An 11,728-nucleotide genomic window follows, 5' to 3' on the forward strand; every position below is an offset into this window, starting at 1 on the left:
AGTTGCCTGAGGTGGACAACTTTTCCTTTTTTTTAAATGAATATAAATTGATAAAAAAATAAAAATCCGTCTCAACTTTTGTTGTGAGACGGATTCTTGTTTAATGCCTATCCGAAACATGCATTATAGTGGGGAGATCCCGGCACGATAGGATTCTGGCCGCCTTTATCATAGACGCAGATATTAGACGGGCACAGGTACCATCCCGGCTGGCAGTTTCCGTTGGCATCCGGCGGGCGGATATTTCCGCCGTTGATCTTCATCAGATCTTTTTTCGTTAATTTTTTCATGATAAATAAGTATTTGGTTAAAGTATCTAAAGTAATTAAAATTTATCACATAGGATAGATATATTAACCATACTTTAATTTACATGATGTTAAAATCTTTTCCTTTCGTAAATTTTGCGGCAAAAGGAGCCTGATTTCCTTTGTATTTCAGGACAAAATGTTTTTTTGTATCCGTATCCACTTTAGCGGTTACATCGACATCTTCGGTCTGAAAGCTTACGTCAATTCCCACTCCGGAGTCCTTTTCAAGATAGATTTCAACGCTGTCTGCATAAAATAAAGAAGCACTCAGATAATTGAACTTGATGTTTTTCCTGTAGGATCTGGACTGGTCCTGTGTGAATTCAGAATAGCTCCTCAGGATTTCAATTCCCGGCGAGTCGATATTGGTGATTCTGGATTTGGTAACCCCGTTCACCCGTACCGAAAAAGCTTTGGCACTGTTGATGTTCCCGTTAACTCCGATATTGAACAGCGAAGGCAGCGAAAGCCCGAATTCCGTCATGTTTTCCTTTGTAAATTCAAAATCAGGAATTAAAGCAGGGAATTTCTGAACGTTGATCAACTGTTCTTTAACCGTATTCAGCTGCGCCTCCGAAAATAAATAGCCGATCAGGTTATTGTTGGTGGTGCGCCAGTTTCTGCCGTCCCATTCATAAATTTCACACAGCATGGTGTCAGTGGAAGAATGCGGAAGCAGATCCATATCCTGCCATTTGAAAACTTCCTTGGCGTAAGGCCTGCGGTTTACAATGTTGATGCCCAGGTCCAACGCCAGAAGCTCCGTCAGTTGTTGATTGTTTTCCATAGTAATATAATGTTTTGATTGGTGTTATAAAATTATGGAAATTAAATACTTTTCGTGAATCCTGTGATTAAATTTTACTGAACAATTATTTTTTTAGTTAGAGTTGTAGCATCTTTAAGGTAAAAAGTTACAAAATACAGAGTTGTAGAAGAAGGTAAATCCAGACTTTTCTCGTTAGAATTAATATCCTTTTCTAAAATTAATTGCTGACTGGCATTAAAGACTTTTACAGAAATGATTTTATTTTCTAAATCGTCGAAATATATTCTTCCTTTAGTGGGATTGGGATAAACGTTTACAGATTTTTTATCTGCAAAAACATCTTTTGTATTCAGAAAAGCATCATATCCAAATGTTTTTACATATCCGGCTCTTATATTATTAGGATTATTGGCATAAAATCCTGCTGTTACTACTTTATTGGATGTTTTTGAAATGTCGTTAATGGTCATATAATCAAGATACTCCGCATTTAAAGTTGCGCCAAGCTTGGTAAATGTCTGATTGGTGAGATCAAATTTATAAACCGTTAAACTTCCTGAAACATTTTGGTTCAGGTTATTGGTATTGTTTGAGATGGCAACCAGATTATTATCAGAAATACTTACTGTAGTTCCCATAAACTGGCTTGCCGTACCTGTAATCTGTCCTTTTTTCGTCCAGCTTCCGTTAACAAGCGAATAGAATGTTACTGCCCCGTTTTTTGTAGTCATATTATTGTAAGACGTGTTGCCGACAGCAAGTATATCAGCAGCAGAATTGATAGAAAAAGATTTTCCGAACTGCAGGGATCCATTGTTGGATTCAAGAATTTCACCTCCATACTGTGTCCATTGTCCGTTTGAATATTGATAGGAATACAGGGAACCTCTTATCGGTGCGCTGATGAAAATTTTATTTCCGTCCGGAGAAAGCTTTGTGGTATGTCCGAAATAATTACCGTTACCGATATTTAAAGACATTTCCTGAATTAAGCCGATTTCAGTCCAGACATTATTTATTTTTCTTAAAATAAAAACCCTCCCGTTGGCACTGTTTGAAGTACCTCCGATATTCACGCTGGAATGGGTAATTGTATTTCCGTCATCCGAAACTCCTGTATATGAGCCAAACGTAAGATTACTGCTTCCGTAATTTACAAGATTCCACGTCATATTCCATACATTGTTCTGAAGCTCATAGACACAGATATTCTGGCTGGCTGTTCCTATATAATAATCTGTTGTCGCAATTACTGTTTTTCCGTTTTCAGATATATTTACATTTGTTCCCATATAGGAATTTGCAGGACCGTAGATATTTCCTGTCAATACCCATGCTCCGTTAATCCAGTCATAAATTTTTATATTGCCCGAATGGTTTCCCAATTCATTATTATATGGGCTTCCTACTGCTATCCGGTCTCCATTATTTGCCATGCCTATGCTTTTTCCGAAATTTTCAAAAGCGGCAGTTCCGTACAGAACACTGCCTACGGAAGTTTGTGAGGTTAATGATAAAGAGGTTAAAAGTAAAAACAGAAAGTAAATATGCTTCATTATAATTTTTTTAGCAAAACTAATCATTATAAATAGATTAAACTTAATCAACTTATTAAGAAATTTTTATCTTTGCTCTTATGATTTTACGCGGAGAAAACTTAATCAAAGAATACGGTCCCAAAAAAGTAGTAAAAGGTGTTTCTGTACAGGTTCAGCAGGGCGAAATTGTAGGTTTGCTCGGCCCGAACGGAGCAGGGAAAACCACTTCATTTTATATGATTGTAGGCTTGGTTAAGCCGACCTCCGGAAAAATTTTCCTCGATAAACAGGAAATCACCACCGATGCCATGTACCGAAGGGCACAGAAAGGAATCGGCTACCTGGCGCAGGAAGCTTCCGTGTTCCGTAAACTTTCGGTTGAGGAGAACATCATGGGCGTTCTGCAGCTGACCAAGCTTTCAAAACGCGAGCAGCAGATGAAATGTGACGAACTGGTAGAGGAATTCTCACTTCAGCATGTCCGCAAAAACCGTGGTGACCTTTTGTCGGGAGGGGAAAGAAGGAGAACGGAAATTGCCCGATGCCTGGCTACGGATCCCAGCTTCATTTTACTGGATGAGCCTTTTGCCGGAGTAGACCCTATTGCCGTGGAAGATATCCAGAAAATCGTAAGAAGCCTGGTGGATAAAAACATCGGGATTTTAATTACCGACCACAATGTTCAGCAGACCCTGGCCATTACCAATAAAACCTACATCATGTTCGAAGGGAGAATCCTGAAAGAAGGCCTTCCCGAAGAACTGGCGAATGACCCGCAGGTAAGGGAAGCCTATCTGGGTGAAAACTTCGTGTACCAGAGTATTCTGGACAAGCCGAAAAAGAAAAGCTATGCCTATAATATCTGGGCCGGGAACTTTGATTCCAAAGCTCAGCTTCAGGGTTTTGTGGATGAAAATTTTGCACAGTTCGATGACCTGAGACTGATATACGGGTTTGAAGACATCAGTTTTGCCTCACTGGGGAAATCTGAAATCCAGCATATTTTCAATGAGGTGGTTGATAAAAATGCGAATAATTCTTTTGTATTACAGAAAAAGGAAATCAATTCCCAATATTCACAAGAGCAGGCAGAAGCAGAATCAAAAGCAGCCGGTAAACCGGAACTGCATTACCTGACCACTTATGTTTATGAAGGATAATTAACCGGCAGATTTGCTTAAAAATAGAATAAAACGTACCTTTTCTCCAGTAAACGGTACGTTTTTCCGTTAAACTTATTCCTATGGCAAAGCCTTTCAACAGAACACTTACATTATTCGGGATTTACAAACAGCTTATCCCGTTTATCAGGCCGTACCGGCTGATGATTTACGGAACGTTATTCCTTACGTTTTTAGGGGCACTTGCTGCACAGGTCAACCCGCTGGTCCTGAAATATACGGTTGATGAGGTAACCAACCTGACGCATCTTCCGCACCCGATGTCTGAAGGCATCCATGTACTGGTGTTGATTTCCGTGATTTTACTTGGTAAAGAACTATTAAATATTTTCATCAACTTCGGGCAGAAATTTTATGGGGAAAAGATAAGGATCAACGTAAGTTCCGTCTTGGCACAGTCGGCTATCGACAAAATTCTTACCTACAGGGTCGCGTATTTTAACGATGAAAACCATGAATCCGGGAAACTGCAGATTAGGATAGACCGCGGGATAGAAAGCCTTACAAGGCTGGTGCAGAATTTTTTCATTGATATGCTGCCTTTGTTTTCCAATTCGATCATCGCACTGGTGATCATGTATATGCAGAATGTCTATGTCGGCATGGTTTCTACCATCATCGTTCCCATTTATTTTTACATCAGCTCGTTACAGGCGAAGAAGCTAGGCGGTGTCCGGAGAACGCTAAGGAATCAGCGGGAGCAGAAAACCTCAGGCTTATTGAATCTGATCAATTCCATTATGGTCATCAAAAGTTTTGTCCGCGAAAAGTTTGAAGGAAAAAAACAGTACGACCTGCAGATGCAGCTGATGGGAAGCCAGATGTTTACCCGCAGAACCAATTTTATTTATGACGGGTTGAAAACTTTTATTGAACAGTTCGGAGTGGTGCTGATCATCCTTCTGACGGTTTATCTGGTGCTGGATCAGCAGATGACCATCGGAGCGATCATGCTGCACATTATGCTCTTCAACAATGTTTCAGCACCGATCCGCCAGCTGCACCGGATTTATGATGATATGAATGATGCAATGATTTATGCCGAAGGGTATTTCGATATTCTGAATGCTGAAAATGAAGAAGAGCCAAACGGAACCTTTAAAGAGAAAAACATCAAAGGGAATTTTGAACTTAAAAATGTCAATTTTAGCTATCCGAACGGGACTCACGCTCTGCATGATGTCTCCATGAAAATAGAGAACGGAAAGACTACGGCTTTGGTAGGCTTAAGCGGAGCCGGAAAATCTACCGTCATCAGTCTTCTGTGTAAATTTTATCTTCCGGATTCAGGGGAAATTTTGCTGGATGATCAGGATTTAAATAATTTTGACAATACCTTCCTGAGGAGTGATTTGGGGCTGGTGCTTCAGAAAAACCACATTTTCCAGGGAAGTATTGAAGATAACATCCGGTACGGAAATATGAATGCTGATTTCTGGGAAATTGAGGAGGCTGCAAAAAAAGCCTATCTTCATGATCAGATCCTGGAGCTTCCGGACCAGTACCGGCATGATGCAACCCAGCTTTCCGGAGGCCAGCAGCAGAGAATTGCCATTGCCAGGTTATTCCTGAAAAATCCGCCCGTTATTTTCCTGGATGAGCCTACCGCAAGCCTGGATGCCATTTCTACGGAACAGATTAAAAATTCCCTAGATGCCATAAAAGCAGGACGCACGGTGATCATGATCTCCCATTCCTTATCGCAGATTTTAGATGCCGACAAAATTTATGTGATGAAAAAAGGAAGAGTCGTGGAAAACGGGACCCATGATGAACTGGTACAGCTTAACGGAACCTACCGTGAAATCTTTGATGCTTCCGCAAGGAGCCTGAATCTTGATAAGCTGGTGAATAGTTTTAAGGATAATTGATGTAAAATAAAAAGTAAAAAGTAAAAAGTAATTTAGCTTTAAACTTCAAAATTTCTGTTTTTGTAAATGAATGATCACTATCTCAAAAAGCTCGACCGGGTAACTGCTATCCTCACGCAGCTGCAGTCTAAACCGGTGGTACGGGCACAGGATCTTGCCAAAAAGTTTGAGGTGAGCATAAGAACCATTTACCGCGACATTAAAACCCTGGAAAATGCCGGGATTCCTATCGTCGGGGAAGCGGGAAGCGGATATTCTTTAATGGAAGGCTATAAGCTTCCGCCCGTGATGTTTACAAAAGAAGAGGTATTGAGTTTCATTACGGCAGAAAAACTCATGCAGAAATTTTTACATGACAGCCTGGGCAGCCATTATCAATCCGCTATGGAGAAAGTACGTTCCGTATTGAAATTTTCAGACCGGAATCTGATCGTAAATATTGAGAAGCAGATTGACATCTACAACTACCAGCCGAAAACCGAGGACCCTATTAAAAATGTGATCCCGATTATTCTGGAAAGTATCGCCGAAAAACGTCAGCTGCTCATGGAATATAAAACCGTTGAAAACAAAGTGTCCGTAAGAACTGTTGAGGCGGTAGGGGTTTTCTTTGAATTCAATTTCTGGTACATCATGGCATTCTGTACCTTACGGAATGACTTCCGGCAGTTCAGGATCGACAGGATTTCAAAGATTTCCATAACCGGGCATCCGTTTTTACAGGAATACGGGCAGATCAATGATTACCGCAAAGCCCCGAACGGAAATAAAACCAGGGTCAGGCTTCTGGTAGAGAAAAAAATCATCGGGCATATCATCAATTCCAAAAAATATTACGGCCTTACCGAAGAGATAGAAAGAGGGGATAACGTAGAACTTATTTTCGAAACCGACTGGATTGATGAGGGTTTTCCACGCTGGTTGATTACCTTTGCAGACTACGCGGAGATTCTGGAACCGGAGTCTCTTAAAGAAAGCCTCAAAAAATTAATGGCAGACATTTCAAAAAAAATCTAAAATATTATTATTCAAATTAGTTATGAAATTTTTACTATTACGTTGTTTATTATTATGTACCATCGTTTATTCAACAGCCGCTTCTGCATGTTCCGCTTTCCTGCTAAAAGGGAAAAACCATTGTGTAGTAGGCTTCAATGAAAACTGGAAAACGATGCCGGGGATGATTGTGATTAATAAGCGTGATGTTCAGAAGAGAAATATCAGCTGGGAAAATCTGACGACCGACAATTCACAGTATGCAAAGCAGTGGAACTCAAAATACGGTTCTGTAACCTTCAATCTGCTGGGCTACGACTTTCCGTGTTACGGAGTGAATGAAAAAGGGCTTTTCCTGGTAGAGCTTTATCTTGAGGAAACTTCAAAAGTGAAAAATCCTTCCCAGCCGGATATGTTCTGGGCACAGTGGATCCAGTATCAGCTGGATAATTACAAATCGGTAAAAGAAGTGGTGGATCACCTGAATAAAGGCCCGAATATCAACTGGTGGCCGAATGCAGCCGGAAGCCATTTCTTCCTGAGTGATGCAGCCGGAAATACGGCAACCATTGCATTGCTTGACGGGAAATATAAAGTACTGACCGATAAGGATATGCCGATGCCGCTTTTATGCAACAACCAGTACAAAAAAGATCTGGCCGGTGTTCAGAAGTTCGATTTTTTAGGCGGGCAGGAAAAATTTGATTTTGCAGATCAGGGAAAATGGGAAGACCGTTACAACCGTGCCTATTATATGCTGAAAAACTATGTATACGATGAAAAACCGGTTGCGTATGCCTGGAATATCCTGAACTCGATTCATGCCGGAGAATGGCAGACCGTAATCGACCTTAAGAACATGAAACTTTCGTTCCGTTCCGATCTGAAAAAGGAAGTGAAAATAATTGACATCAAAAAGCTGGATTTCTCTAAAAACGCTTCTGTGAAATTCTTAGACATCCATACCGAAAGCCAGGGTGAAGTGAATAAGGATTTTAATGTTCTCACGTTAAATAAAAACAACGAATACGTAGAAAAAGGCTTTCCCATAGGCTACGATAACAAAGAATTCGGGACTTCGGAAATGTTTAATAAGCTCAAGGGCAATATCGTTAAATTCTTTAAAAATATTCTTCCTGAATAACACATAAACAGGGAAATAAAAAGCTTTCAGATTTGTTTCTGAAAGCTTTTTTTATAAAGGATGGTAAGGTTAAAATCTTTCCCAGAAAAAAGGAGGATCAATTCCCAATGCCCTTAAATAAACATATCCCTGGCCCCTGTGATGGATTTCATTGTCTACAAAATACAGGATATTCTGATAGACCGGAAATTCATACTGCCCGAATAGATTAAAGTTTTCCTGAAAACGCTCTTCCGAAATCTGCGCAAAATAATGGCTGATGGTTTCCGTTTCCTCATCCCACTTTGCCAGAAGCTCTTCTTTGGTTTTCGGGGTAAAAGCTTCTTCGTCATAAGCTTCCGTCTGTCGGCTGACAATACCTTTCAGGCCCGGTCCGCCTATGCTGATCAGTTCAACGGCAAGTTTTGCGAAAGGCCTCATTCCGGCAACCGAAAATTCAAATAATTCCTGTTCCGGGAATGCTTCGATGATCCTGCGGGTTAAATTCCGGTGTCCCTGCCAGTGATTCAATAATTGTTCAGCAGTCAGGAACTGTGTCATGGTGTTTGTTGTGTTTGTTGTTGTCATAATTTTAATGTTGTGTGTTACTGTTGGTACAAAGGTAAACCCATGTTGTGACAACAGTTTGTCAGCAGTGTTTTTATGACTTAAAATTATTTTAATTTTAAAATATTAACCCGGTTTTTCCGTTCATAACGTAGACTTATATCATAGGTTGTATAGATAAATAATTTGAGCAGATCGGCCTAAAAAGGCCGATCATTTTTATTAGTAAACTGGAAAACTGAATTAGGAAAGTAACTGAGACCTGAAGATGACTGCAAAATTTAATCCTGATAGAGCAGGGCAATATTCTGTACGATCTTCAGCGTATGGATAGCATTGTCTGCACAGATAACCACATAGCTTCCCTTTTCTGCCGTATCAATAGCAAAATGAATGGCAGATTGTGTATCCGGAATGACCTTGTATTCAAGACCCGGCTTAATATTCTGAATTCCCTGTGCTAAAAGCTCAACGGTTGATTCCTCACTTCTGCCTCTCGGATCACGGTCAAACTTAATAACAATGTCGTCATACATGGAGGCTGCAATCTGTCCGAATTCAATAATATCATTATCGCGGCGGTCACCCGGTACGGTAATAATCCCGAATTTTTTTTCCGGAATATGTTTAAGGTATCCCGCGAGCGCATTGAGGCCGTGAGCGTTATGAGCATAATCTACGATGACATTTAAGCCGTTGATTTCAAATTCATTGATCCGTCCCGGCGTTTGTTCTGCATTGGGAATAAAACTTTTTAAAGCGAGGGTAATCTCTTCCGTCTGGATTCCTGACAAATAGGCTGCTAAAACAACGGGCAGCAAATTCTCAATCATGAATTCTGCCCTTCCATTACGGGTGATGGGCGCTTCCGTAACATTAAAAACGAAAATTTTATGCGTGCCGTCGTAAATGAAAATATTAAGGAGGCGGTCTGTATATACTGCAATTCCGCCATTCTTCATATGTTCCTGAAGGCGGCTGTTGTTTTCATCGGAACAGAACAGGGCTACTTGGCATTTCACTTTGTCTTTCATTCCATACGTATGCTCATCTCCTGCATTTAAAATAGCCCAGCCATCTTTCTTTACCGCACACGGAACCACCGCTTTTACATTCGCAAGATCCTCAACAGTATAAATATCTTTTAATCCCAGATGATCAGCTGCAACATTGGTCACAATGGCAATGTCGCACTGGTCAAATCCCAGGCCTGACCTGATAATCCCGCCCCGTGCACATTCAAGCACTGCAAAATCAACGGTTGCATCCTGTAATATGGTACGCGCACTTTGCGGCCCGGAACAGTCACCTATTTTAATCCGCTCATCTCCCACATAGATCCCGTCAGTTGAACTGAATCCCACGGTATATCCTGCATAAGCCGCTGTATGCGCCATCAGTCTGGTCGTGGTTGTCTTACCGTTTGTTCCGGTAATGGCAACGATAGGAATTCTGCCGTTATCTCCCTTTGGAAACATTAAATCTATTATCGGTTCACCCACTTCACGGGGTTCACCTTTGGCCGGATACTTATGCATTCTCAGTCCCGGAGCTGCATTTACTTCTATAATGGCACCGCCATTTTCCGCAAGAGGCCTGGTGATATCAGCGCTTATTATGTCGATCCCACAAATATCCAGGCCAATTACCCTCGATACTTTTTCTGCCAACAGTATATTGGACGGATGTACAATGTCCGTGACATCTTCTGCAGTACCACCTGTGCTTAAATTAGCGGTAGACCTTAAAAATATCTGCTGCCCTTTTGCAGGGACAGAATGCAAATGCAGTCCGTGTTTTTGAAGATGCTGTTCGGTAACAGAATCGAGGCTGATCTTTGTCAGGACATTTTCATGGCCGTCTCCGCGCAAAGGATTTAGGTTTTCGGCTTCTGCCAGTTCTGAAATAGTGGACAGACCGTCGCCAATAACAGAGGCAGGCTGCCTTAAAGAGGCTGCAATAAATTTATTGCCGATAACCAGCATCCGGTAATCGCACCCTATAATCTCTTTTTCAATAATCACAGGTTTTGAAATTTCTGCCGCAGACCGGAATCCAAAGAGAAGTTCTTCAAAGTTTTTGATTCCGCAGGTTACGTTTCTTCCATGATTACCGTTAAAAGGCTTTGTGACCAACGGATAGCCTAAATGTTCTGCAATCAGTAAGAGTTCACTTTCATGCTCTGCCAGCCTGCCATCAGGAACCGGCAGATAGGCGCTTTCCAGGAATTTCTTCGTGTAATCTTTGTCACAGGCAATATCTACGGAAATGCAGGAAGTGTGCTGGGAAATGGCAGCGCTGATCCTTTTCTGGTTTTTTCCATGCCCCAGGATGGTAAATCCGGCCGGCCCTTTACTTACAGGGATATTCCGTTTTTCCGCAGCTTCGATGATCATAGCGGTTGTAGGGCCTTCGCAATAATTAAGGTGAACACTCTTAACCTGCTGCTGGGCTTCACTCAATGATATGGGGATTTCACTGTTACAGAGCGATTTTATAATTTCTGATGCGAGTTTTAGCGATTCCAGGCCGGCTTCTTCAATCTCATATTCCAATACCCCGTAAAATATCCCCGGAGAAGGGATAACGATATGATGATGCATAGATGATCCCTGTAAAACCGAAGCCAAATGTGAGGTATAGTCTAGTATGCAGGGTCCGAACTCATCATAAGCGGATTCAAAGTTGTGACTGGAGCGGAAATACCCGCTGACCAACGGCTGCTTTTCAGGGCTTATCTCCGGAATGGTAAAATGATCATATTTAATGATAATTAGCTTGTGGTGGCTGCGTGACCACATGTTTGGGCCCCGCATGATTCTGATCTCATTTGTAATCATATCAATATTTGGTTATTGGAATATTTTCTTTAAAAGATTAATTCTTTAAAAAAACAGGTACTTGTGATAAGGTTTATTTTATTTTCCTGTTCAGATGAATCGCTTTCAGGATTTTCCGGTGAAGCTGCAGATGGCAGCATCCTGTAATGATTCATTTTACGGTTCCGTATTCAGACTTCTGTTGAAATTGACGGAGGATTATTGTCAGCGGATCTGCTGTTGTGGCCGTAAGCAGATACGGAAGCTGCACTATTTGAGGTATTTTCAGCGGCGTCTTTTTTCCGGCCGCTCACTGTAAAAGGTACAACAATTCCTGTTGCCGTAATAAGTTTCATATATATATCTTTATTGGTATATTCAAAGTTATCACTGTCACCACAAGTAAATTATGACTTAACTCATACCGGTAAAATGCGTTTTAAAAAACAGAGCTTTGAAGTCATTTAAACTTTTTTAGTTTTATAAAATTTCTTCAGAGCTATTACTATAAAAGCTATGTAATTGAAAGATTTCCAACTTGATACTGTTGTAT

Annotated in this window: 9 protein-coding genes and 1 pseudogene; 4 read left to right on the top strand and 6 right to left on the bottom strand. The window is 40.9% G+C overall.

What is annotated here, in order from left to right; genetic code table 11:
- Positions 1 to 107: 107 nt before the first annotated feature.
- The 3 genes from ASE55_RS19370 to ASE55_RS19380 all read right to left on the bottom strand — a co-directional run bounded on the left by ASE55_RS19370 (position 108) and on the right by ASE55_RS19380 (position 2,636).
- Positions 108 to 290 (bottom strand): bacteriocin, encoded by a 183-nt coding sequence (locus ASE55_RS19370; RefSeq protein ID WP_056223541.1) that lies wholly within the window; start codon positions 288 to 290, stop codon positions 108 to 110.
- Between the two features lie 79 nt (positions 291 to 369).
- Positions 370 to 1,098 (bottom strand): hypothetical protein, encoded by a 729-nt coding sequence (locus tag ASE55_RS19375; protein WP_056223543.1) that lies wholly within the window; start codon positions 1,096 to 1,098, stop codon positions 370 to 372.
- Between the two features lie 74 nt (positions 1,099 to 1,172).
- Positions 1,173 to 2,636 carry a T9SS type A sorting domain-containing protein gene (locus tag ASE55_RS19380; RefSeq protein WP_056223545.1) on the bottom strand — a complete coding sequence of 488 codons (1,464 nt, stop codon included), beginning with the start codon at positions 2,634 to 2,636 and terminating at the stop codon, positions 1,173 to 1,175.
- 80 nt (positions 2,637 to 2,716) lie between these two features.
- On the opposite strand from ASE55_RS19380, the pseudogene lptB reads away from it, so the two are divergent.
- The 4 genes and pseudogenes from lptB to ASE55_RS19400 form a co-directional block, all read left to right on the top strand.
- Positions 2,717 to 3,442, top strand: a pseudogene (gene lptB / locus ASE55_RS19385) (LPS export ABC transporter ATP-binding protein); the annotation flags it as partial.
- A gap of 500 nt (positions 3,443 to 3,942) precedes the next feature.
- Entirely contained in the window at positions 3,943 to 5,670 is a 1,728-nt protein-coding gene (locus tag ASE55_RS19390; RefSeq protein WP_056223554.1) for an ABC transporter ATP-binding protein, read from the top strand.
- Positions 5,671 to 5,736: 66 nt separating this feature from the next.
- Positions 5,737 to 6,687: a helix-turn-helix transcriptional regulator gene (locus ASE55_RS19395; RefSeq protein WP_056223547.1), complete on the top strand. Its 951-nt coding sequence runs from the start codon at positions 5,737 to 5,739 to the stop codon at positions 6,685 to 6,687.
- A 22-nt stretch (positions 6,688 to 6,709) separates the two neighbouring features.
- The gene (locus ASE55_RS19400) at positions 6,710 to 7,810 is read left to right on the top strand and encodes a linear amide C-N hydrolase (RefSeq protein WP_082474731.1); all 1,101 of its coding nucleotides are present in this window, start codon (positions 6,710 to 6,712) and stop codon (positions 7,808 to 7,810) included.
- 69 nt (positions 7,811 to 7,879) lie between these two features.
- Here the strand turns inward: ASE55_RS19400 and ASE55_RS19405 are convergent, their stop codons facing one another.
- From ASE55_RS19405 to ASE55_RS20415, 3 genes are all read right to left on the bottom strand, one after another.
- Complete coding sequence (locus ASE55_RS19405; protein ID WP_056223551.1) at positions 7,880 to 8,377, bottom strand: DinB family protein; 498 nt, start codon at positions 8,375 to 8,377, stop codon at positions 7,880 to 7,882.
- Between the two features lie 260 nt (positions 8,378 to 8,637).
- Entirely contained in the window at positions 8,638 to 11,196 is a 2,559-nt protein-coding gene (cphA, locus tag ASE55_RS19410; protein WP_056223553.1) for a cyanophycin synthetase, read from the bottom strand.
- Between the two features lie 170 nt (positions 11,197 to 11,366).
- Positions 11,367 to 11,531, bottom strand: coding sequence for a hypothetical protein (locus ASE55_RS20415; protein WP_157844678.1), 165 nt, complete (start codon positions 11,529 to 11,531; stop codon positions 11,367 to 11,369).
- Positions 11,532 to 11,728 lie beyond the last annotated feature (197 nt).

Source organism: Chryseobacterium sp. Leaf201 (genome assembly GCF_001421435.1).
Taxonomy (GTDB): domain Bacteria; phylum Bacteroidota; class Bacteroidia; order Flavobacteriales; family Weeksellaceae; genus Chryseobacterium.

Excerpts from the sequence above, each read along its gene's own strand:
- ASE55_RS19370 (WP_056223541.1), bottom strand. The coding sequence starts at position 290 with ATGAAAAAATTAACGAAAAAAGATCTGATGAAGATCAACGGCGGAAAT.
- ASE55_RS19375 (WP_056223543.1), bottom strand. The coding sequence starts at position 1,098 with ATGGAAAACAATCAACAACTGACGGAGCTTCTGGCGTTGGACCTGGGC.
- ASE55_RS19380 (WP_056223545.1), bottom strand. The coding sequence starts at position 2,636 with ATGAAGCATATTTACTTTCTGTTTTTACTTTTAACCTCTTTATCATTA.
- ASE55_RS19390 (WP_056223554.1), top strand. The coding sequence starts at position 3,943 with ATGATTTACGGAACGTTATTCCTTACGTTTTTAGGGGCACTTGCTGCA.
- ASE55_RS19395 (WP_056223547.1), top strand. The coding sequence starts at position 5,737 with ATGAATGATCACTATCTCAAAAAGCTCGACCGGGTAACTGCTATCCTC.
- ASE55_RS19400 (WP_082474731.1), top strand. The coding sequence starts at position 6,710 with ATGAAATTTTTACTATTACGTTGTTTATTATTATGTACCATCGTTTAT.
- ASE55_RS19405 (WP_056223551.1), bottom strand. The coding sequence starts at position 8,377 with ATGACAACAACAAACACAACAAACACCATGACACAGTTCCTGACTGCT.
- cphA (WP_056223553.1), bottom strand. The coding sequence starts at position 11,196 with ATGATTACAAATGAGATCAGAATCATGCGGGGCCCAAACATGTGGTCA.
- ASE55_RS20415 (WP_157844678.1), bottom strand. The coding sequence starts at position 11,531 with ATGAAACTTATTACGGCAACAGGAATTGTTGTACCTTTTACAGTGAGC.